Consider the following 23,380-nt stretch of genomic DNA (forward strand, 5'->3'; position numbering starts at 1 on the left):
TTTCGTGTTGATCCACTATTTTGACAATAGAAGTACTAATGCTTCAGCAGAATCTTTCAATGCAAAAATAAAAGCATTTAGATCACGATTCAGAGGTGTTAGGAATGTAGAATTTTTCCTTTTTCGACTAACTAAGATATATGCTTAATCTTTTCTGCTCCACAGGTTTTTGTGTTGGTCCATGGCTTCCCCATAGGTATTCGCTTTGATCCAAAATTTGCTTTGATCCGACACTACTCATAGAATCCTAACCTTTTATAAAACAAAAAACCCCTCATCTCTTGATGAAGGGTTTTTAAAGAAAGGCGACGACATACTCTCCCACATAACTGCAGTACCATCTGCGCAGGCGGGCTTAACTACTCTGTTCGGGATGGGAAGAGGTGAGCCCCGCCGCAATAACCACCTTAAGGTCGTTTTGCAATGGGTAACTAGCCTGGAGCTAATTAACATTACACAATATCTTAACATACTGAGATAAAGAAAAAGTAAATTATTAGAAAGTTTCTTCCTCCGGGCCGAAGCACGGAGGAAAAGCGTACATAAGCTTACGGGTTATTAGTACTACTCGACTATGACATTACTGCCTTTACATCTATAGCCTATCAACGTGGTCATCTCCCACGACCCTTAAAAGAAATCTCATCTTGTGGTGGGTTTCGCGCTTATATGCTTTCAGCGCTTATCCCTTCCAAACGTAGCTACTCTGCCATGCCACTGGCGTGACAACAGATACACTAGAGGTTTGTCCAATTCGGTCCTCTCGTACTAGAATCAGATCCACTCAAATTTCTTGCGCCCACAGTAGATAGAGACCGAACTGTCTCACGACGTTCTGAACCCAGCTCGCGTGCCACTTTAATGGGCGAACAGCCCAACCCTTGGGACCTTCTCCAGCCCCAGGATGTGACGAGCCGACATCGAGGTGCCAAACCCCCCCGTCGATATGAGCTCTTGGGGGAGATCAGCCTGTTATCCCCGGCGTACCTTTTATCCTTTGAGCGATGGCCCTTCCATGCGGAACCACCGGATCACTATGCTCTACTTTCGTACCTGATCGACCTGTATGTCTCTCAGTCAAGCTCCCTTATGCCATTGCACTCTACGCACGGTTACCAAGCGTACTGAGGGAACCTTTAGAAGCCTCCGTTACTCTTTTGGAGGCGACCACCCCAGTCAAACTACCCACCAAGCAATGTCCCCCGCAATCACGGGGTTAGGCCTCAGATAAACAAAGGGTTGTATTTCAACAATGACTCCACAACGCCTAGCGACGCCACTTCACAGTCTCCAACCTATCCTACACATCATTTATCCAAGGTCAATACTAAGCTATAGTAAAGGTGCACAGGGTCTTTTCGTCCCACTGCGGGTAAACGGCATCTTCACCGTTACTACAATTTCACCGAGCTCATGGCTGAGACAGTGTCCAGATCGTTACACCATTCGTGCAGGTCGGAACTTACCCGACAAGGAATTTCGCTACCTTAGGACCGTTATAGTTACGGCCGCCGTTTACTGGGGCTTCATTTCAATGCTTCTGATTGCTCATAACATCTCCACTTAACCTTCCAGCACCGGGCAGGTGTCAGGCCCTATACTTCATCTTACGATTTTGCAGAGCCCTGTGTTTTTGATAAACAGTCGCCTGGACCTCTTCACTGCGGCCAGCATTACTGCTGGCGACCCTTCTCCCGAAGTTACGGGTCTATTTTGCCTAATTCCTTAGCCATGAATCTCTCGAGCACCTTAGGATTCTCTCCTCGACTACCTGTGTCGGTTTGCGGTACGGGTACTTATTACCTGAAGTTTAGAGGTTTTTCTTGGAAGCCCTTAGGCGCACTATCTCTTCTACCGAAGTATCCGAGTACTATCGTATTTCCCCAAAGCCCGTGGATTTGCCTGCGGGCCTTATAGGTAGGTACTTCAACGAACTATTCCGTCAGTTCGCGGCGCTTTCATCACTCCGTCACCCCATCACAGTAATAACTAGTACGGGAATATTAACCCGTTGTCCATCGACTGTCCCTTTCGGGTTCGCCTTAGGTCCCGACTAACCCACAGCTGATTAGCATAGCTGTGGAAACCTTAGTCTTTCGGTGTGCGGGTTTCTCGCCCGCATTATCGTTACTTATGCCTACATTTTCTTTTCTAACCAGTCCAGCATGCTTTACAACACACCTTCAACCCTGTTAGAATGCTCCCCTACCACTTACGAAATAAATCGTAAATCCATAGCTTCGGTAATATACTTATGCCCGATTATTATCCATGCTCGTCCGCTCGACTAGTGAGCTGTTACGCACTCTTTAAATGAATGGCTGCTTCCAAGCCAACATCCTAGCTGTCTGGGCAGACAAACCTCGTTCTTTCAACTTAGTATATATTTGGGGACCTTAGCTGATGGTCTGGGTTCTTTCCCTCTCGGACTTGGACCTTAGCACCCAAGCCCTCACTGTTAGTGAACATTATATAGCATTCGGAGTTTGTCAGGAATTGGTAGGCGGTGAAGCCCCCGCATCCAATCAGTAGCTCTACCTCTATATAACTTTATAACTAACGCTGCACCTAAATGCATTTCGGGGAGTACGAGCTATTTCCGAGTTTGATTGGCCTTTCACCCCTACCCACAGATCATCCCAAGACTTTTCAACGTCAACGGGTTCGGTCCTCCACTGTGTGTTACCACAGCTTCAACCTGTCCATGGGTAGATCACACGGTTTCGCGTCTAACACTACTGACTAAAGCGCCCTATTCAGACTCGCTTTCGCTACGGATCCGTGGCTTAACCACTTATCCTTGCCAGCAACGTTAACTCGTAGGCTCATTATGCAAAAGGCACGCCGTCACCCCACAAAAGGGCTCCGACCGCTTGTAAGCGTATGGTTTCAGGATCTATTTCACTCCGTTATTCACGGTTCTTTTCACCTTTCCCTCACGGTACTGGTTCACTATCGGTCTCTCAGGAGTATTTAGCCTTAGCGGATGGTCCCGCCAAATTCAGACAGGGTTTCACGTGCCCCGCCCTACTCAGGATACCACTATCGTTATCTTCTATTACTTATACAGGGCTATCACCTTCTATGGCTCTACTTTCCAGTAGATTCTAATTCTATCCGCAACAAATGTCGTGGTCCTACAACCCCAAATATGCCGTAACATCTTTGGTTTGGGCTAATCCGCGTTCGCTCGCCACTACTTACGGAATCACTTTTGTTTTCTTCTCCTCCGCCTACTTAGATGTTTCAGTTCAGCGGGTTTGCCCACCTATCGGTGTACTATGTCTTCAACATAGTGGGTTGCCCCATTCAGGTATCTACGGATCAATCGATGTGTGCTCGTCCCCGTAGCTTTTCGCAGCTTATCACGCCTTTCATCGCCTCTGAGAGCCAAGGCATCCCCCATACGCCCTTATTTTGCTTATTGTACCAACACATTAATTAAAATGCGCCGTTTCTTTTACTTGCCTAATGATAAACAAGTAAAAAATGCTTTCTACTTTTTATTATTTTCTTATCTCAATATGTCAATGAACTTTTATGCTGAATTTATTTCAGCATCTTGTGGAGAATAACGGAGTCGAACCGTTGACCTCCTGCGTGCAAGGCAGGCGCTCTAGCCAGCTGAGCTAATCCCCCAATACAGTTGGCAATGTTTCAGTGTTCAGTTTTCTGTAACTTTACCGTACATCCAAATGAGTTGTGAATTGCTAACTCTAGATTCTTCTTTTTTTTAAGTAATTGTTGTCTCGGACAGACTCGAACTGTCGACCCCTACATTATCAGTGTAGTACTCTAACCAGCTGAGCTACGAGACAAGGTGATTTCTGATTTATGATTAACGACTTTTGATCTCAGATTTAAAATCTGCAATCAATAATCAGCATTCAACAATCCTAAATCGTTTATCTTTTACTTAATTGTATTATTTGAACTAACAGCAAGAGTAATAAAATACCCACATTCTATACCTATAAAATCTTTGTCTTCTTTCCCTAGCGTGTATTACTACTAACACTAAGGCTCTAGAAAGGAGGTGTTCCAGCCGCACCTTCCGGTACGGCTACCTTGTTACGACTTAGCCCTAGTTACCAGTTTTACCCTAGGCAGCTCCTTGCGGTCACCGACTTCAGGCACCCCCAGCTTCCATGGCTTGACGGGCGGTGTGTACAAGGCCCGGGAACGTATTCACCGGATCATGGCTGATATCCGATTACTAGCGATTCCAGCTTCACGGAGTCGAGTTGCAGACTCCGATCCGAACTGTGACCGGTTTTGTAGATTCGCTCCTGGTCGCCCAGTGGCTGCTCTCTGTACCGGCCATTGTAGCACGTGTGTAGCCCAAGGCGTAAGGGCCGTGATGATTTGACGTCATCCCCACCTTCCTCACAGTTTGCACTGGCAGTCTTGTTAGAGTTCCCGACATGACTCGCTGGCAACTAACAACAGGGGTTGCGCTCGTTATAGGACTTAACCTGACACCTCACGGCACGAGCTGACGACAACCATGCAGCACCTTGTAAATTGTCTTGCGAAAAGTCTGTTTCCAAACCGGTCAATCTACATTTAAGCCTTGGTAAGGTTCCTCGCGTATCATCGAATTAAACCACATGCTCCACCGCTTGTGCGGGCCCCCGTCAATTCCTTTGAGTTTCATTCTTGCGAACGTACTCCCCAGGTGGGATACTTATCACTTTCGCTTAGCCACTGAACTTGCGCCCAACAGCTAGTATCCATCGTTTACGGCGTGGACTACCAGGGTATCTAATCCTGTTCGCTACCCACGCTTTCGTCCATCAGCGTCAATCCATTAGTAGTAACCTGCCTTCGCAATTGGTATTCCATGTAATCTCTAAGCATTTCACCGCTACACTACATATTCTAGTTACTTCCTAATAATTCAAGTCTAGCAGTATCAATGGCCGTTCCACCGTTGAGCGATGGGCTTTCACCACTGACTTACTAAACCGCCTACGGACCCTTTAAACCCAATGATTCCGGATAACGCTTGGATCCTCCGTATTACCGCGGCTGCTGGCACGGAGTTAGCCGATCCTTATTCTTACGATACCGTCAAGCTACTTCACGAAGTAGTGTTTCTTCTCGTATAAAAGCAGTTTACAATCCATAGGACCGTCATCCTGCACGCGGCATGGCTGGATCAGGCTTGCGCCCATTGTCCAATATTCCTCACTGCTGCCTCCCGTAGGAGTCTGGTCCGTGTCTCAGTACCAGTGTGGGGGATCTCCCTCTCAGGACCCCTACCCATCGTAGTCTTGGTAAGCCGTTACCTTACCAACTAACTAATGGGACGCATGCTCATCTTTTACCGTTGTGACTTTAATAGTGGTTTCATGCGAAACTGCTATACTATGCGGTATTAATCCAAATTTCTCTGGGCTATCCCGCTGTAAAAGGTAGATTGCATACGCGTTACGCACCCGTGCGCCGGTCTCTAGGTCCGAAAACCTATACCCCTCGACTTGCATGTGTTAAGCCTGCCGCTAGCGTTCATCCTGAGCCAGGATCAAACTCTTCATCGTATATTGTGCGTCAAGCTAAGCTTGACTATTATTATGCGACTCCAATTCTATCGGTGTTATTCAAATCTTTCGATTCTATTACTCTTATTCTTGTGTCACGCTTGTTAGCGTGACGGCTGTCAATTCAATATGTCTAGGAACGTGTTCTTCTTGTTTTTTTCGCCTCGTTCAACTCACATGGTGTGTCTCTGGAAGCGGCTGCAAAAGTAAAACTTGTTTTCTTAACTGGCAAGAAAAATTTGAAGTTTTTTTTGAGAAATTTTATCCCTCTTTTCTTCTAATTTTCTTATCAATCTGTCAAGGAACTTTGCTTGTTTTGCGGGGTGCAAATGTAGTAAGGACTTTCGAATCTCACAAGCTTTTTTAAATCTTTTTTAGAAAATAATTTCTAATCTTAATTTGATGTGCTTGTCAGTATTTTAAAGAACGACTGCGTTGTTGCGGGTGCAAAAGTAGCGAGTTTAAACCACTATTCAATACTTTTTAAGCGCTTTTTTAAAAAATTTTAAAACATTTTTTTTAACACGCTCTAAACCTGAAGCTTGAAGTCAAAAGTTTTTTCTTAATCATTGCTAACGTTTAAATAGAGCAACTCAAATAACGCAATAACTAGTCCCGTAGCGTCTTTTGATTGATTTGGTTGTTCTTGTTTTAGGCACGCTCCTATGCTTCTTCTTATACCTACTATATCCAGGGAGTACTATGTATCGCTTTTTATAGCAAGTACCAGAACGCTTATTACTACGAAATCCAACCATAGATCAGCCCATGGCTGAAACCAACAGCGATGATTGAGCATAATTAATTTAAGTTTTATCTCTATACCTTATATATAGGAGTGATCCTGATTTTAAATCCAGAATCGAATTAGGGATAGTAGTGGAAAGCACACAGGCAGGTGAAGTGCAACGCAACTTGACAAGGACTTGCAGCCAAATAGCCCGACACTTTATAAAAGAGCCGCTATTACTAAAAAAAGTAATAGCCGCTCTTTTATAAACGGAAACGCTAAAAAGGAAAATTTCAATTTAGATCAACCACCTATAAATTCATAATTCTTTTGATAACATAATAAAGAAAACGTCAAAACGAAAGAACTCAAATGCCATTTGGATTGTATCCAGATTTGAAGAAAGCGTATAATTTAAGTCAGCAACTTCGAGGCATTTACAATAATAGCAACGATAAGCACAATGTAATGACCAAATTAGCACATTGCTACAGGAATGCAGAGGAATTGGGTTTTAAGAACTTCAATATCCTACTTAATACCCTAACTCTAAATTATCACTCAATATTCAACTATTTTGACAACAGAACTACTAATGCATCGGCAGAATCCTTTAATGCAAAAATTAAAGTATTCAATTTAGAGGAGTCAAAAACTCTATCTTCTCTACTGAATCTATTTTAGATTATCTAATCTTTTTGGATAATCCCCAACTTTTGCGCTTGATCCTTAAAAATTATAAGATATTCCACAAAGCATTAAAACAAAAAAAGTCTTTCTGTTACGAAAGACTTTTCTCAATACTGGCGGTCTGGACGGGACTCGAACCCGCGACCCCATGCGTGACAGGCATGTATTCTAACCAACTGAACTACCAAACCAATATTTATTAAACTGAAACCTTATAATATAAAAATTCAAATCTTGCTTTAAATATACTAAGCTAAAGAAAACTGAATTTCTTACTTTTTAATCAAAAAAGCTATTCGCCGAAGCGAAAAGCTTTTCATTGGTCTAACTACTAAACCCGCTACGAGTTACAAATTCGCAGCAAACAACACAACTAACGTTAAAAACCTTATGGGGCAAAAAAGCCTTTCTGTTACGAAAGGCTTTCCCCAATATTGCGGTCTGGACGGGACTCGAACCCGCGACCCCATGCGTGACAGGCATGTATTCTAACCAACTGAACTACCAAACCTCTGCGTTATTGCGGTGGCAAAGATACAATAGATTTCCGTTTACGCAAGCGTTTTTTGAAAAAATAATTCGCAAAACATCAATATTTTATCCAAAGTTTTGTTTTTCAACTAAGTATGTTGTCATTATTTTTTCAAAACTTTCGTCAACACTAACTGGAATGTACTTAATTCTGTTCTGAGAACAGGTTAAAGACAGCTTTTTAAAGTATTTTTCGACCTCTTTTTCGTATTCTTCCTTTACATTATCCGCATAAATAGCTACTTCCTCACCCGTTTCTATGTCAACAAACTTTCGTGGAGCGTTATCAAAGTCAAAATTCACTTCGGTTTTAACATCTACCACATGAAATAAAACCACTTTATGCTTATTATGTTTTAAATGCTGCAAAGCCGTAAACAAGGCTTCTTCATCTACAGCACTATTACCCGAGTGAAACATATCCGTAAATAAGATAATCATAGACCGGCGATGTATTTTCTCTGCTATTTGATGGAGAAAAGTAACCGCATCAGTTGTTTTTTGAGTAACTGGTATCTCAAGCAAGTTTTCCAAAGTGTTTAAAATCATTCGATGATGACGATCACTCCCCTTCTCAGGCGCATAATATTCGTACGTATCTGAAAAAACACTTAATCCTACTGCATCACGCTGCTTCTTCAACAGATTCATTAAAACCACTGATGCTAAAACTGAAAATCCAATTTTATTCTCATAAAAGTTTTGACCCACTTTTAGTTTTGGATAATGCATAGACGAGGAATTATCTATAATAATATGACAACGTAAATTGGTCTCCTCTTCAAATCGCTTCGTATATAGACGATCAGTCTTCGCAAACAGTTTCCAGTCAATATGTTTTGTGCTTTCGCCCACATTGTAAACTTTATGCTCTGCAAACTCTGCTGAAAAACCATGAAACGGACTCTTATGCATTCCAGAAATAAAGCCTTCAACAACTTGATTTGCTAACAATTCAAGATGCTGAAAACTAGATATTTTTTCAATATTTGATTCGATTTTCATTCTGTTTCTTTTTTAATTTCTTGAGCACGGGATAAATTATCTGTAGCTTGCAATAATTTCCTCTTTAAAATTGGACTGAATTTAGGGTTTTCCTTTAAAAAATCAGCCACTATTACATAAGCATCTGCAGAAGAATATTTCCCAACACTGTTAACCAACCAACCTTTAGGGAAGAAGATATCACCCGTCAGCTGTATCTCTTCAATCAAATCTAGACATGCTTTTAAATACTTCTTTGAACTCTGCTGACGCAAAGGATGATGAATATTAGCCAAAGCTATTTGCACCCAGGCTTCTTTCTCTCTGTTTTTCTGTAGTTTTAATGACTCCATAAAAGCATCTCTAACAGTTAAATCATTCGATAACGATGGAAGTAAAAAATCAAAACGCTTTCGCTTGTCTGAATTACTTATTGATTCTCTAGTTTTGCTAAGTATCTCACCTGATTTTTCATGTTTATAAATAGCTAACTCCATAGCCATATTAGCAAAATCATCTTCGTTTAATTTCAGATTTGGAATTTTAATTTCATTGTTCCAAATTTGGTATAACTTTTCTTTTCCAGATTCTGAGTAAGCAATACTTTCAAACAAACTGAATAGCGTTTTTTTAATATTAGAAGGTAAATCTTCTTGTAATCTACTATAGATCAATCGTTCTAATTCGGCCTGAGCAATAACTTGTTGCTTCGTAGTAAGAAAATCCCAAAACAAAGTACTTAACTGATTAGACATCAATTTCACGATTAACTCATTTTGCTCTACAGAAATCCCTTTTAAACAACTATTGAAAGCCGTTGATGGAATGATTTTACCAATCAATGTCTTTTCATAACCATTAATATAACTGTAAGCACGCGCCACTTCGTCCTTTATCTCAGGTATTTTATCAAGATTATTACTATCAATCGGAAAAACTCCGTAGCCATAACCGTTGTAATTATAAATAACCGAAATGGGTTTTGACGAACCAATAACTTCCTTTACTTCAGTAGTTCGATTATTGATATTTACCTTAATTATCTTAGTAGTATCGGCATAAACCAAACCAATTTCGAAAATTTGAGGCCACACATTTTGAGAACCATCTTCTGCTTGTTGACTGATTACAAAACTCTTTATAGCACCAGACTGATCATAATCAATCTGATCAGCAAACAAAGCCCTTCCCGATTGATTTACCCAAACATCGCTCCATTTTTTCATATCAAGAGGAGTTTCCTTGTCTAATATTTCGACTAAATTCTCCCAATCAGCATTTGAGTTTGCATATTTATGGATGTATTTCTGAATTCCTTTTTGAAACACTTCTTTACCCATAGTTGTTTCTAATTGTCGCATCATAATGGGAGCTTTATTATAAATGATGTTTCCATAAAGAGAACCAGCATCTTTGAGATTTGCCAAATTCTGACGAATAGGATGCGTTCCCTTTGTTCGATCTTCTTCGTATGCACTCGAATAATGAGTAGCCAGAAACTGAAGCTTATGATTAATATTAGGAAAAGCAGGATTCATAATTTTATCTGCCATAAAGTTAGCAAACACTTCCTTCATCCAAACATCGTTAAACCATTTCATAGTCACTAAATCGCCAAACCACATGTGCGAAACTTCATGTGCAATTAATTTCCCTCGGCTAAGCTTCTCACTATCTGTTGCGCTATTATCCAAAAATAATTTTGACTCTCTATATTGAATAGCACCTACATGTTCCATTCCGCCATATTGAAATACTGGAATCGTAGCAAAATCCATTTTTTTAAATGGAAATGGATGTTGGGTGTATTTTTCCAAAAAGGAAACAGCTTGTCGGTGCAAACTAAAAATAGACTCCGTACTCTCACTTATTTTTTCAGGATTATTTTCTCGATACAACATCGTCATCGGAAAATTATCTAAATTTTTAAAAACACTTTTAAATTCACCCGCCACAAAAGAGAACAAATAGGTACTCATTTTATCGGATTGCTCAAATTGATACTGAACAAAATCTCCCTGATCCGTTTCTTTATGAAGTGGAGCTCCTGCCAAAACAGACCAGCCCTTTGGTGCCGTCATAGAAAGTGTATATTTAGCCTTGATGTCTGGCTGATCAAAACAAGGAAATAAAGTACTAGCTCTATCAGGAACTAATAAAGTATATAAAAAATCGTCGTTTCTATTTAATGATAAATTACCGGCAATAAAGCTAACCTCAACTGTGTTATTCCCTTTTATCAAAAATTCTTTTGGAATAATTAAGTGTTCTTTCTCATGCAAGATCTCAATGGCCTTCCCATTGACCACGACTGATTTTAGATTTTCTTTCTTTTCATTAAAATCCAAATACAAAGGTCCATGAGCATCACTAACTTCAACCTTCAAAAGAAGTTGAGACAAAATAGGACTTTCTTTTTCTTTAGGAATAGCAAATGACAAATCATAAGAAGCTTCTACAACCTGACTCTTACGATAGACAGCTAATTCTTTAGAAATCCCCTTTTCTAACGACAGAGCGGTTTTCTTAACGGATTGGCAGGAATAAATTACTAAAATAAAACACAATAAACACGAACTGATTTTCATTACAACAAAGATTGGTGTGGGTTAAAAATAAAAAAAGGCTTGACTTTCGCCAAACCTTTCTATATAAATTATAATCTACAGATTACAACAAAGCGTCTAAACTATCTGCGTAGGTTTGTTTAGGAGCTACTCCTACTTGTTTCCCTACTACTTCTCCGTTATGAAAAACTAATACTGTTGGTATGTTTCTCACTCCGTATTTTGCAGCAAATTCTTGGTTTGCATCAACATCAACTTTCCCAATTACCACTTTTCCGTCGTATTCAGTACTCAATTCGTCAATGATTGGTCCAACCATTCTACAAGGTCCACACCATGCTGCCCAAAAATCTACCATTACTGGTTTGTCTGATTTCAAAACTACTTCTTCAAAAGTAGCATCTGTTATTGCTAATGCCATATTGTTTTTTTTTATTTAAGTTTAAAAGTCCTGAGCGTATACAAAACTTGGATACAAATTTAGAAATTAAAAACATATCTAACACCATTCGTAAATTAGTTTTGGCTATAAATGTATTGACAATCTTTATAAAAACATCTTAACAACTTATTTATTTAAAATTAGGAGCTATTCCTGCTCTCTGCTATATCTTTTATTAGCTTATCACTCGTTCCTCGCAACAAGCTAATAAAAGGATGCCGCTACGATCAGGGCTAAAAAAAAGAGGCTGCCAAATGACAACCTCTTAAAATATAACATCAAAAGTAATGTATTATAGACTGTATTTCAAACCTAAAGTAAGTCCTAAACCACTAATACCTACGTATGAACTTAATTCGTCCATTGGTTTAGTATTGTCTAATCCGCTTGGGTTCGTCGCAGCATTATTAGAATTTACATTCAAACTATTTTGGTAATTTGTATGTATTTGCGCTTGACTTCTACTCGCCAAAGCATCGTTCCCATTTACAGTATATTGAGTAGTCTCTTTCGTTTTGCCATGAACTGTAAAGTTACGGTACTCTAATTCAGCAAAAGCAGAAATATTTTTTCCTAATTTGTATGATGTTCCTAAAGCAGACATAAAACCAACTGTTGGGTTTGGTTTCACTTTATCAACACTGTGAACAGCTACAGTTGCAGGATTTGCTACTCCTGTAGGTGCAATTGCATCAGATGTAATTTCTAAATCACCGTGAACAGGCACTAGAACACCAACTTTAGTATAAGGCTCAAAACCTTTATGTTCTCCTAAAAACAAAACTAATGCAGGAGCTAAATCAAAAGCAGTAATTTGACCCACCGATTTGAAATTAAAAACAGGCTTACCCCCAGAAATGAATATATTATCTGTGGTTGTTTGCGCCATTGTTTTATCAGTGCTGTTGTAATAATTAACACCCATCTCAACTCCTAAACGTTCGTTGAAACGGTATCCAGCCGTGAAACCAGTTCTAAAACCTTCCCCAAAAGAACCAGTTACACTTTCTTCAGATACTAATTTCCCTCCAACATACACTTTGCTTAAAGCAGCATTTCCTCCCACAGTAGGAAATTCAGTAGCTGCTGTTTGTGTAAAGTAAGATCCTCCTAATTTAAAGTACCAGCTTTCTTTTGTGTCAGTTTGGCCCATCATAGTCATAGAGCAAACCATAAATCCCAATAAAAAAAGATTCTTTTTCATAATATTGTTTTTTGTTTTACACAAATTTAATTAATTCCACGCAAAGCACTTGACCATTTCTTGAATAAATTTGACTACAAAAACGACACCATATGCATGCATATAAATATCAAGCTGTTACGATAAAAAATTTAACATATACAAATAACAAAAACGTAAAAACGAGCCCTTAAAATCAATTTAATTTAAAATTTATCTGCATTTTTTCCAATTCTACTAACAATTCGTTCGAAATATTGACTTTCAACTTCCTGCTTGGCATCGTCAATTTTGTCACTACTTTTATTTCCTCAATTTCCTCTACTTTAACTTTTGCTACGACATTTACATCAGTCACACTTTCAGCCTCTGTTTCAGAATCTTCATTTTCATCAACAAAAACTTCCTCCTCCTCATTATCCACTTCTACAGGAGCGACCTCTACTAACCTTTTTGTCTTTTCAATTTCCATAACTTCAAAAGACACTGTACTATCTCCTTTATTTTCTTGAAAAAGATGACTTAGTTTATGTATAAAATCTGTTTGTAAGTCGGAGATGTTTAGCAACAAGATTAATTTCTTAGCAAAAATACTTAGCACATCTTGCAATTGCTTTGCTTCTGTAAACTGTAATCTTGGTTCTGATTTTTTCCCTGTATCCCTATTTACCCAACCGTCTTTTATCAAAATTTTGAAATAAACAAAGTTATTCGGTAGTAAGAACCGATGAAAATTCAAATACTCTTCGTTGAATATTTTAAACTCATAACTCTCATCAAAACCTTCTAAGTTAAAAATCGCCCATTCTTTACCGTTTTTAGCTATTCGTCTTTGCACATTAGAAACAATACCACCAAAGGCAAGTGTTTTTCCCACATGAGCTTCCATATTTTTGAGTGCTTCTAATTTAGCATTGCAGAAATATTTCATTTCAAACTTAAAATCATCTAATGGATGTCCCGAAATATAAATTCCTACCACCTCTTTCTCTCTAGCGAGTTTCTCCATTGTACTCCAATCCTCGCAAGGCGGCACAACAGGCTCCTCGATTTGCACATCGCTGGTTTCGCCAAATAAACTTACTTGTGATGAATTTTCATTTTCTTGATATTTAGAGCCATATCGTATCGCTTTTTCATAAAACGTAATTCCGTCGCCATCATCATGAAAATACTGTGCTCTTGTTGTATTCCCAAATGAATCAAAACCACCAGCCAAAGCTAAGTTTTCAATCGCTTTCTTGTTTGCGGCACGCAAATCGATACGCTTGGCTAAATCAAAGATCGATTTGTATTTAGCATCCTTTCTATTTTCAACAATCGTAGCCACTGCTCCAGAACCCACACCTTTTATAGCACCCATTCCAAAACGCACTGCATAATCATCGTTTACAGTAAACTTATAAAAAGACTCATTTACATCTGGTCCTAAAACCTGTAATCCCATACGCTTGCATTCCTCCATAAAGAAAGAAACTTGCTTAATATCACTCATGTTATTGGACAAAACCGCTGCCATATATTCTGCTGGATAATTGGCTTTCAAATATGCTGTTTGATACGCAATCCAAGCATAACAAGTAGAGTGTGATTTATTAAAGGCATATTCTGCAAATGCTTCCCAGTCTTTCCAAATTTTCTCCAGTTTATCTACAGCATGACCTTTCTCAGCAGCTTGATTGATAAATTTAGGTTTCATTTTATCCAAGACATCTTTTTGCTTTTTTCCCATCGCTTTACGCAAAACATCGGCATCACCTTTAGAGAAATCCGCTAGTTTTTGAGACAAAAGCATTACTTGTTCTTGGTACACGGTAATTCCGTAAGTATCTTTTAATAATTCTTCACACGCATCAAGATCATAAATGATCTCTTCTTCGCCATTTTTTCGCTTGACGAAACTCGGAATATAAGCAATTGGACCTGGACGATACAATGCATTCATGGCAATTAAATCAGGAAAAACCGTTGGTTTCAATTCCTTCATGTATTTCTGCATTCCTGGGCTTTCATATTGAAAAATCCCCACCGTTTCTCCTCGCTGGAAAAGCTCGTATGTTTTTACGTCATCAATAGGAAACGAATCGGGATCAAGGTCAATTCCACTTCTATATTTCACTAATTTGACTGTATCTTTTATCAAAGTTAGGGTTTTCAAACCCAAGAAATCCATCTTCAACAAACCGGCACTTTCTACTACCGAGTTATCGAACTGTGTTACATACAAATCCGAATCTTTAGCTGTAGCTACCGGAACAAAATTTGTAATGTCGCTAGGAGTAATAATCACACCACATGCGTGAATACCTGTGTTTCTTAGATTTCCCTCTAAAACTTTGGCCTGTTGAATCGTTTCTCCACCCAAATCATCTTCACCAGCAAGACCTATTAATTCTTTAATTTTATCGTATTCTTCCGGCCGAACTGCCTTTTTAATTACATCTTCTTTTTCATTTAAAAAACGAGCCAAATTCCATTTAGACGGCATCATACCTGGAATCAACTTTGCAATTTTATCCGCTTCAAACAAAGGTAAATCTAGTACTCTCGCCGTATCACGAATCGCTGATTTAGTCGCCATTTTACCATACGTGATAATTTGTGCCACTTGTTTCGAACCGTATTTGCGAATCACATAATCCATGACACTACTACGACCTTCATCATCAAAATCGATATCAATATCGGGAAGAGACACACGATCCGGATTCAGGAAACGCTCAAAAAGCAAGTTGTATTTTAAGGGATCAATATTCGTAATCTTCAAACAATACGCTACTACGGAACCTGCTGCAGACCCCCTTCCAGGCCCTACAGAAACTCCCATGCTCCGAGCCTCAGCAATTAAATCCTGCACAATTAGAAAATATCCTGGATAACCAGAATTCGAAATCGTTAATAACTCAAAATCCAGTCGTTCCTGAATTTCTTCGGTGATTTCAACATATCTTCTTCTAGCACCTTCAAAAGTAAGGTGTCTTAAATAAGCATTTTCACCTCGAACTCCTCCATCAACAACATCTTCTGGCACTTCAAACTCACTTGGAATTTCAAATTTTGGAAGCAAAACTTCACGAGCTAAATCGTAAATTTCAATTTTATCTACAATCTCTGAAATATTCGAAATCGCCTCTGGTAGATTAGCAAAAAGCTGCTTCATCTCGTCTCCCGATTTGAAATAGTATTCCTGATTGGGCAATCCGTAACGATAACCGCGACCACGACCTATTGGCGTAGTTTGCTTTTCGCCATCACGCACACAAAGTAAAATATCGTGCGCATTCGAATTTTCCTTATTGATATAAAAGGTATTATTAGTAGCGATTATTTTGACATCGTGTTTTCTAGCTAACGAAATTAGAGAAGTATTAACTCTATTTTCATCTTCTTGATTGTGACGCATCACTTCGATATAAAAATCTTCCTTGAATTCATTTTTCCACCAAATCAAGGCTTCCTCTGCTTGGTTTTCACCAATATTCAAAATCTTATTTGGAATTTCTCCATACAAATTTCCAGACAATACGATAATATCTTCTTTGAATTCCTGAATGACTTTTCTATCGATTCTTGGAACATAATAAAATCCTTCCGTATAAGCGATAGAAGACATTTTGGCTAAATTATGATAGCCTTTTTTGGTCTTCGCCAAAAGAACTATTTGGTACCCATTGTCTTTAACCGACTTGTTTTTATGGTCTTCACAAACAAAAAACTCGCAACCAACAATAGGTTTCATAGGAACTTCAGTAGGCTCCTCACCATTTTCTATTGCTGCTTTATTTTTGGCTTCAGCCGCTTTGTTATGATATAGAATATCGCGAACAAAGTGAAAAGCACCCATCAAATTCGCATGATCGGTCATGGCCACTGCTGGCATTTTTTGCTGTGCCGCCGCTTTTACTAATGCAGCAATACTGATGGTAGATTGTAATACTGAAAATTGTGTATGATTATGTAGATGCACGAAAGGCGCATCAACCAATACTTTTTTATTCTCAGAAAGTTCTTGTTTAGAAACCGCTGGCTCCTGTTTCTCACCAAATTGCTGACGAATTTTATCTGAAGCTGCTTTGAGATTAATATGTTTTAAACCTATTAGTTTTATTTCGGCAGGATTTCTATTTTGAAAGTCTTTGAAATAACCAGGTTCAACATCTAGCTCTTCCTTAGTAAAAATCTCACGTCTAATTAACTCTAGAAAACAACGCGTAGTTGCCTCCACATCGGCAGTTGCGTTGTGCGCTTCGCCAAAAGGCTTGTTAAATAAGTAACTATGTAATTCTGTAAGTGTAGGCAATTTGAATTTCCCGCCACGACCACCAGGCAATTTCAATAAAGAAGCAGTAACCTCAGTACAAGTATCCAGAATTGGCATGGAACTCATTTGGCTTTCCACTCCCATTCTGTAAAATTCACAACCCATAATATTGATATCAAAACCTAAATTCTGACCTACAATATATTTGGCTTTGCCTAAAGCGATATTGAATTTCTCTAAAACTTCAGCCAAAGAAATTCCTTCGGCACCTGCCAATTCAGTAGAAATTCCGTGAATACGTTCCGCATCATAGGGAATATTAAAACCTTCTGGTTTTACCAAATAATCCTGATGGTCGACAAGTTTCCCCATATCATCATGCAACTGCCATGCGATTTGAATGCAACGTGGCCAGTTGTCAGTATCAGAAATGGGTGCGCCCCAACGCTTAGGTAATCCTGTAGTTTCAGTATCGAATATTAAGTACATGTCTGGAATTGAAGTGTTTGCAATTATATAAAATCACAAAAATTGAATTTCAAATTTAGGTTATTTTATATAAAAAAAGGCAGCTATTTTTTAATAAACTAAGAAAAAAATCGTTGCCTTTTTTGTAAAGGATTCTCTTATTATTTTTGAAATTATCGTAATATAGATCTATAAGATTTTAAAACTTATAAAAATATTTACTGTACTTTTCTATTATTTGGATGTCGTAGTATTTCATAAAAAAAAATCTAAAAACGTTCTTCTAAAACAAATCGTGAATTAGTTTAAAAACCATTATAAAAAGAGACAAACAGAATAATTAAAAATCAATTCTATTATTGAATTAATTGTAAATAAATCATAAAATATATTTATATCCAAAATAAGATAATTAAACATCTAAAAATATTACGAAATAATCAATAAAGCAAACTACAACTGTTTTATTAAGCAATACTATTAAAATTAAAAAAAACATTAAAATAAAAAGCAATTTCCACCCATCCACTAACAAAATTAAACAACAAACGAATGTAAAAGCATTTTGGGTATCGTATATAATGGAATCGTGATATTGAAGAATTTATTTTAAATTTTAATTTTGCTCTCACCATTATAGCCATTACTGATTTCTAAAGCTATAAAAAGATGAAATACACTTAAAAAATATTAAAAAATGAGTACTACATTATTTGACAAAGTATGGGATTCGCATGTTGTGCGTAAAATTGAAGATGGACCGGATGTGTTTTTTATTGATCGTCATTTCATTCATGAAGTCACTAGTCCTGTTGCTTTTTTAGGTTTAAAATCAAGAAATGTTAAAGTATTATATCCAGAGCGCACTTTTGCAACTGCCGATCATAATACACCAACTATAAATCAACACTTACCTCTTGAAGATGCTTTATCAGCTAATCAGCTCAAAGCATTAGAAGATAATGCTGCAGAATATGGTATTTCGCACTGGGGATTAGGTCATCAAAAAAACGGAATTGTTCACGTAGTAGGACCTGAAAACGGAATTACTTTGCCTGGAGCAACAATCGTTTGTGGAGATTCACATACTTCTACCCATGGTGCTTTTGGCGCCATTGCTTTTGGGATTGGAACATCTGAGGTAGAAATGGTACTAGCTACACAATGTATCATGCAGCCAAAACCAAAGAAAATGCGCATCAACGTAAATGGTAAATTGAGCAAAGGTGTTGGACCAAAAGATGTTGCTCTTTATATCATTTCAAAATTAACAACTTCTGGAGGAACTGGTTATTTTGCCGAATATGCCGGAAATGTTTTCGAAGAAATGTCTATGGAAGGTCGTATGACCGTTTGCAACTTAAGTATCGAAATGGGTGCTCGTGGTGGTATGATTGCTCCTGACCAAAAAACTTTCGACTTTTTAGAAGGAAGATTATTCGCTCCAAAAGGAGAAGCTTGGACTAAAGCAGTAGAATATTGGAAAACTTTAAAAACAGATGAAGATGCGGTTTTTGACGCTGAGTTAAACATCAATGCAGAAGATATTGAACCAATGATTACATACGGTACTAATCCTGGAATGGGAATCGGTATCTCAAAAAATATTCCAACTGCCAACCAAGTTGAAGGTGGAGCTGAGACGTACAAAAAATCTTTAGCCTATATGGGCTTCGAAGAAGACGATGTAATGATTGGTAAACCAATTGATTTTGTTTTCTTAGGAAGTTGTACTAATGGACGAATTGAAGATTTTAGAGCATTTACAGAAATTGTAAAAGGTCGTAAAAAAGCGGATAATGTAACAGCTTGGTTAGTTCCAGGTTCGCATGTTGTTGAAGCACAAATAAAAGAAGAAGGGTTGTTAGATATTCTTACCGAAGCCGGCTTTGTATTGCGTCAGCCTGGATGTTCTGCTTGTTTAGCTATGAACGATGATAAAGTTCCTGCTGGAAAATATGCAGTAAGCACTTCAAACAGAAACTTTGAAGGCCGTCAAGGACCAGGTTCAAGAACGTTATTAGCTAGTCCAATCATGGCTGCTGCAGCTGCAGTAACTGGAGTGCTGACAGATCCGAGAGATCTTTTTTAAAGATTTCTGATTGAAGATTAACGATTTTTAAATTAAGATTTCGTTAATCCAATCAAAAGAATTTTTAAAAATTTCAATTTCTAATTTTAAAAAAACACATTAACGATACCTTTTTCAGTTTTCTACTCAGAAAATCAAAAATCAGCAATCGTTAATCAAAAATCAAAAATCAAATGGCATACGATAAATTTAATATCCTTACGAGTAGCGCAGTGCCGTTACCGATAGAAAATGTGGATACCGATCAAATCATCCCAGCTCGTTTCTTGAAAGCCACGAAACGAGAAGCTTTTGGAGACAACCTTTTCAGAGACTGGAGATACAACGGAGATAATTCTCCTAAAGCAGATTTCGTTTTGAATGACGCAACTTACAGCGGAAAAATATTGGTAGGCGGAAAAAACTTTGGCTCAGGTTCTTCAAGAGAACACGCGGCCTGGGCAGTTTACGATTACGGATTCCGTGCTGTAGTTTCAAGTTTCTTTGCTGATATCTTCAAAGGGAACTGTTTGAATATTGGTGTTTTGCCAGTGCAAATCAGCCCTGAATTTTCAGATACTATTTTCAAAGCTATCGAAGCAGATTCAAATACACAATTGGAAATCAATTTGCCAGAGCAAACGATTACTTTATTAGCTACAGGTCAAAAAGAATCTTTTGATATCAATGGATACAAAAAGAACAATATGATCAATGGTTTTGATGATATCGATTATTTGCAAAACATCAAAAAGGAAATTGTGGAATTTGCAGACAAATTGCCTTATTAGAAAATATATGTAACATAAGACTAAACCTCAAAGGTTTGAAAAAAACTTTTGAGGTTTAAAATTTTAAATATGATTCTAGAATTAGCCCTCTTATTTGTAAAAAAAGGAGAAGAAAAACAATTTGAAAAAGATTTTGAGATTGCCAGTCAATTTATTAGTTCAATTCAAGGCTATTGTGGACATAGTTTGAGAAAGTGCATCGAACAGGAAAATAAATACATTTTACTGGTTGATTGGGAAAAATTAGAAGACCACACCATAGCTTTTAGACAATCCGAACAGTATTTAGAATGGAAAAATTTGCTTCATCATTATTATGATCCGTTCCCAATTGTGGAACATTTTGTAACAATATTGGAAAATAAAAAATAGGTTTTCACCTAAAGCTTGCTTTAGCATCAAATTTAAAATGGAAAAAAGAAGAATTGAAATAATGGATACGACGCTTCGCGATGGGGAACAAACCTCGGGAGTATCGTTTTCTGCGGCAGAAAAATTAACCATTGCACAATTATTACTGGAAGAATTAAACATAGACAGAATCGAAATTGCTTCTGCACGAGTTAGTGAAGGTGAGTTTCAAGGCGTCAAAGGCATTATGGCTTGGGCCAAAGAAAAAGGATATAGCAAACGAATTGAGGTTTTAACTTTTGTTGACGGAGGACTTTCTATTGAATGGATGAAAAGTACTGGTGCCAAAGTACAGAATTTGTTGACCAAAGGTTCTTTGAATCATTTAACGCACCAATTAAAGAAAACACCTGAGCAACATTTTAGCGAAATCGCAGCTGCAATTATTTTAGCACAAGAAAATAATATCGATACAAACGTTTACCTAGAAGATTGGAGCAATGGGATGCGCAACTCTCCGGAATATGTGTTTCAATATTTAGATTTTCTTACTAAACAAGCGGTAAAAAGAATTCTTTTGCCTGATACTTTAGGCGTACTTATTCCATCGGAAACTTTTAATTTTATTTCTCAAATAACCGCAAGATATCCTAATACTCATTTTGATTTTCATGCTCATAACGACTATGATTTAAGTGTTGCCAATGTTATGGAAGCTGTAAAAGCTGGAATAAATGGACTTCATGTTACGGTAAACGGAATGGGTGAGCGTGCTGGAAATGCACCTTTAGAAAGTACTGTTGCCGTCATCAATGACTTCATGCCAGAAGTTGAAATGAATGTAAACGAGTCTTCCTTATATTCCGTGAGTAAATTGGTAGAAACTTTTACAGGTTATAGAATACCTGCTAACAAACCCATTGTAGGTGATAATGTTTTTACTCAAACCGCAGGAATTCATGCTGATGGAGACAATAAAAACAATTTATATTTTAACGATTTGCTTCCTGAACGTTTTGGAAGAAAACGCCAATATGCTTTAGGAAAAACATCGGGAAAAGCCAATATCGAAAAAAATCTTCAAGAATTAGGACTGCAATTAAATCCGGAAGATTTAAAATTAGTTACTCAAAGAATCATTGAATTAGGTGACAAGAAAGAAACAGTTACCAAAGAAGACTTACCTTATATTATATCAGATGTTTTAGACAGTCAGACCTATCAGGAGAAAATTATAGTACAATCCTATATATTATCTCATGCCAAAGGGATGCGACCATCAACAACTTTATGTTTAAAAATAGATGGAGAAGTAATTGAAGAACATTCACAAGGCGACGGGCAATTTGATGCTTTCATGAATGCGTTGGCAAAAATATACAAAAGCAAAAATCTAGAATTGCCTAAATTGATTGATTACGCTGTTCGAATTCCGCCAGGTAGTAGTTCTGATGCTTTATGCGAAACTATTATCACTTGGACGAACAATGGAAAAGAATTCAAAACAAGAGGACTAGATTCAGATCAAACGGTTGCAGCTATTGTCGCTACCCAAAAAATGCTAAATGTAATTCCGTAAATATAAATCAATGATAATAGCAAGAGTCAATGACAATTGTAAAAATCGATAAAAACATTAAAAAATTATAAAAATATTCTTCTTAGCTCACTAAATGGAGAAGAAAAAAAATCTAAAAAATGAAATACACTATTGCACTTTTAGCCGGAGACGGAATTGGACCAGAAGTAATTAATGAAGCTGTAAAAGTTTCGGATGCTGTTGCTAAAAAATTTGGACATGAAATTACATGGAAACCTGCTTTAACTGGCGCTGCTGCAATTGATGCTGTAGGAGTTCCTTATCCAGATGAAACGCATGAAATTTGTTTGGCTGCAGATGCAGTATTGTTTGGAGCAATTGGTCACCCAAAATACGATAATGATCCATTAGCACCAGTAAGACCTGAGCAAGGGCTATTATTGATGCGTAAAAAATTAGGCTTATTTGCGAATGTACGCCCTACTTTTACATTCCCATCATTATTAGATAAGTCTCCTTTAAAAAGAGAGCGAATTGAAGGAACAGATTTGGTTTTCTTACGAGAATTAACCGGCGGAATTTACTTTGGTGAAAAAGGAAGGAGAGACGGCGGAGACACTGCTTTTGATAATTGTGTTTACACCAGATCCGAGGTACAACGTTTGGCTAAAAAAGGTTTCGAATTAGCAATGACACGTACTAAGAAATTATGTTGCGTAGATAAAGCAAACGTAATGGAAACGTCACGTTTGTGGAGAGAAACAGTTCAAGCTATGGAAAAAGATTATCCTGAAGTTACTGTATCGTATGAATTTGTTGATGCAGTAGCAATGCGTTTAGTACAATGGCCAAATTCATATGATGTGTTAATTACGGAGAACTTATTTGGTGATATTTTAACTGATGAAGCTTCTGTAATTTCTGGTTCAATGGGACTTATGCCTTCTGCCTCTATGGGAACTAATGTGTCTCTTTTTGAACCTATTCACGGTTCATACCCGCAAGCAACAGGACTAAACATTGCTAATCCAATGGCTACGGTTTTATCTGCTGCAATGATGTTTGAAAACTTTGGATTGATGGAAGAAGGTGCAGCAATGAGAGCTGTAGTAAACAAAGCTTTAGAGGCCGGAGTAGTTACCGAAGATCTTGCTGATGGCGGAAAAGCATACGGAACTAAAGAAGTCGGAGACTGGCTAGTTGCAAACCTGTAAATACTTAATTATTT

At 37.8% G+C, this 23,380-nt stretch carries 12 protein-coding genes, 4 tRNA genes and 3 rRNA genes; 7 read left to right on the plus strand and 12 right to left on the minus strand.

Annotated elements, in window-relative coordinates:
- Nucleotides 1-4: 4 nt before the first annotated feature.
- The gene (locus LNP27_RS02760) at nt 5-148 is read left to right on the plus strand and encodes a transposase (protein ID WP_229942995.1); all 144 of its coding nucleotides are present in this window, start codon (nt 5-7) and stop codon (nt 146-148) included.
- 152 nt (nt 149-300) lie between these two features.
- Here LNP27_RS02760 and rrf read toward each other — a convergent pair.
- The 5 genes from rrf to LNP27_RS02785 form a co-directional block, all read right to left on the minus strand.
- Nucleotides 301-410 (minus strand): 5S ribosomal RNA (gene rrf / locus LNP27_RS02765).
- 128 nt (nt 411-538) lie between these two features.
- Nucleotides 539-3,427: ribosomal RNA gene (locus LNP27_RS02770) — 23S ribosomal RNA — on the minus strand.
- Nucleotides 3,428-3,565: 138 nt separating this feature from the next.
- Nucleotides 3,566-3,639: transfer RNA gene (locus LNP27_RS02775), tRNA-Ala, on the minus strand.
- A gap of 105 nt (nt 3,640-3,744) precedes the next feature.
- Nucleotides 3,745-3,818: transfer RNA gene (locus LNP27_RS02780), tRNA-Ile, on the minus strand.
- Between the two features lie 211 nt (nt 3,819-4,029).
- Nucleotides 4,030-5,543: ribosomal RNA gene (locus tag LNP27_RS02785) — 16S ribosomal RNA — on the minus strand.
- Together the 16S, 23S and 5S rRNA genes with 2 tRNA genes alongside form the textbook arrangement of a ribosomal RNA operon.
- Nucleotides 5,544-6,645: 1,102 nt before the next feature.
- Here LNP27_RS02785 and LNP27_RS02790 point away from each other — a divergent pair.
- Nucleotides 6,646-6,957 carry a transposase gene (locus LNP27_RS02790; protein ID WP_229942996.1) on the plus strand — a complete coding sequence of 104 codons (312 nt, stop codon included), beginning with the start codon at nt 6,646-6,648 and terminating at the stop codon, nt 6,955-6,957.
- A gap of 120 nt (nt 6,958-7,077) precedes the next feature.
- Here LNP27_RS02790 and LNP27_RS02795 read toward each other — a convergent pair.
- The 7 genes from LNP27_RS02795 to dnaE form a co-directional block, all read right to left on the minus strand.
- Nucleotides 7,078-7,154: transfer RNA gene (locus LNP27_RS02795), tRNA-Asp, on the minus strand.
- A gap of 246 nt (nt 7,155-7,400) precedes the next feature.
- A tRNA-Asp gene (locus tag LNP27_RS02800) sits at nt 7,401-7,474 on the minus strand.
- Nucleotides 7,475-7,560: 86 nt separating this feature from the next.
- Nucleotides 7,561-8,499 (minus strand): DUF58 domain-containing protein, encoded by a 939-nt coding sequence (locus tag LNP27_RS02805; protein ID WP_229942997.1) that lies wholly within the window; start codon nt 8,497-8,499, stop codon nt 7,561-7,563.
- Nucleotides 8,496-11,066: a M1 family metallopeptidase gene (locus LNP27_RS02810; protein ID WP_229942998.1), complete on the minus strand. Its 2,571-nt coding sequence runs from the start codon at nt 11,064-11,066 to the stop codon at nt 8,496-8,498. The genes LNP27_RS02805 and LNP27_RS02810 overlap by 4 nt, the downstream gene beginning before the upstream one ends.
- 82 nt (nt 11,067-11,148) lie before the next feature.
- Nucleotides 11,149-11,466 (minus strand): thioredoxin, encoded by a 318-nt coding sequence (trxA, locus tag LNP27_RS02815; protein WP_073244015.1) that lies wholly within the window; start codon nt 11,464-11,466, stop codon nt 11,149-11,151.
- A 313-nt stretch (nt 11,467-11,779) separates the two neighbouring features.
- Complete coding sequence (locus tag LNP27_RS02820) at nt 11,780-12,691, minus strand: outer membrane beta-barrel protein (RefSeq protein WP_229942999.1); 912 nt, start codon at nt 12,689-12,691, stop codon at nt 11,780-11,782.
- A 175-nt stretch (nt 12,692-12,866) separates the two neighbouring features.
- Entirely contained in the window at nt 12,867-17,420 is a 4,554-nt protein-coding gene (gene dnaE / locus LNP27_RS02825; protein WP_229943000.1) for a DNA polymerase III subunit alpha, read from the minus strand.
- A gap of 676 nt (nt 17,421-18,096) precedes the next feature.
- Between dnaE and leuC the strand changes: the two genes are divergently transcribed.
- The 5 genes from leuC to leuB all read left to right on the plus strand — a co-directional run bounded on the left by leuC (nt 18,097) and on the right by leuB (nt 23,366).
- Nucleotides 18,097-19,491 (plus strand): 3-isopropylmalate dehydratase large subunit, encoded by a 1,395-nt coding sequence (gene leuC, locus LNP27_RS02830; protein WP_229943001.1) that lies wholly within the window; start codon nt 18,097-18,099, stop codon nt 19,489-19,491.
- A 173-nt stretch (nt 19,492-19,664) separates the two neighbouring features.
- Nucleotides 19,665-20,261 (plus strand): 3-isopropylmalate dehydratase small subunit, encoded by a 597-nt coding sequence (gene leuD / locus LNP27_RS02835; protein WP_229943002.1) that lies wholly within the window; start codon nt 19,665-19,667, stop codon nt 20,259-20,261.
- Between the two features lie 69 nt (nt 20,262-20,330).
- Nucleotides 20,331-20,633: an antibiotic biosynthesis monooxygenase family protein gene (locus LNP27_RS02840; protein ID WP_229943003.1), complete on the plus strand. Its 303-nt coding sequence runs from the start codon at nt 20,331-20,333 to the stop codon at nt 20,631-20,633.
- Nucleotides 20,634-20,670: 37 nt separating this feature from the next.
- On the plus strand, nt 20,671-22,191 hold the full coding sequence (locus LNP27_RS02845; RefSeq protein ID WP_229943004.1) for an alpha-isopropylmalate synthase regulatory domain-containing protein: 1,521 nt from the start codon (nt 20,671-20,673) through the stop codon (nt 22,189-22,191).
- A 119-nt stretch (nt 22,192-22,310) separates the two neighbouring features.
- Nucleotides 22,311-23,366, plus strand: a complete 1,056-nt coding sequence (leuB, locus tag LNP27_RS02850) for a 3-isopropylmalate dehydrogenase (RefSeq protein WP_229943005.1) — start codon at nt 22,311-22,313, stop codon at nt 23,364-23,366.
- Nucleotides 23,367-23,380: the final 14 nt, after the last annotated feature.

The organism is Flavobacterium galactosidilyticum (assembly GCF_020911945.1).
GTDB classification, from domain to species: domain Bacteria; phylum Bacteroidota; class Bacteroidia; order Flavobacteriales; family Flavobacteriaceae; genus Flavobacterium; species Flavobacterium galactosidilyticum.

Bases quoted from the DNA above. Each gene is read 5' to 3' on its own strand.
- leuB (WP_229943005.1), top strand. From the start codon at position 22,311: ATGAAATACACTATTGCACTTTTAGCCGGAGACGGAATTGGACCAGAA.
- leuC (WP_229943001.1), top strand. From the start codon at position 18,097: ATGAGTACTACATTATTTGACAAAGTATGGGATTCGCATGTTGTGCGT.
- LNP27_RS02840 (WP_229943003.1), top strand. From the start codon at position 20,331: ATGATTCTAGAATTAGCCCTCTTATTTGTAAAAAAAGGAGAAGAAAAA.
- dnaE (WP_229943000.1), bottom strand. From the start codon at position 17,420: ATGTACTTAATATTCGATACTGAAACTACAGGATTACCTAAGCGTTGG.
- LNP27_RS02810 (WP_229942998.1), bottom strand. From the start codon at position 11,066: ATGAAAATCAGTTCGTGTTTATTGTGTTTTATTTTAGTAATTTATTCC.
- trxA (WP_073244015.1), bottom strand. From the start codon at position 11,466: ATGGCATTAGCAATAACAGATGCTACTTTTGAAGAAGTAGTTTTGAAA.
- LNP27_RS02790 (WP_229942996.1), top strand. From the start codon at position 6,646: ATGCCATTTGGATTGTATCCAGATTTGAAGAAAGCGTATAATTTAAGT.
- LNP27_RS02820 (WP_229942999.1), bottom strand. From the start codon at position 12,691: ATGAAAAAGAATCTTTTTTTATTGGGATTTATGGTTTGCTCTATGACT.
- leuD (WP_229943002.1), top strand. From the start codon at position 19,665: ATGGCATACGATAAATTTAATATCCTTACGAGTAGCGCAGTGCCGTTA.
- LNP27_RS02845 (WP_229943004.1), top strand. From the start codon at position 20,671: ATGGAAAAAAGAAGAATTGAAATAATGGATACGACGCTTCGCGATGGG.
- LNP27_RS02805 (WP_229942997.1), bottom strand. From the start codon at position 8,499: ATGAAAATCGAATCAAATATTGAAAAAATATCTAGTTTTCAGCATCTT.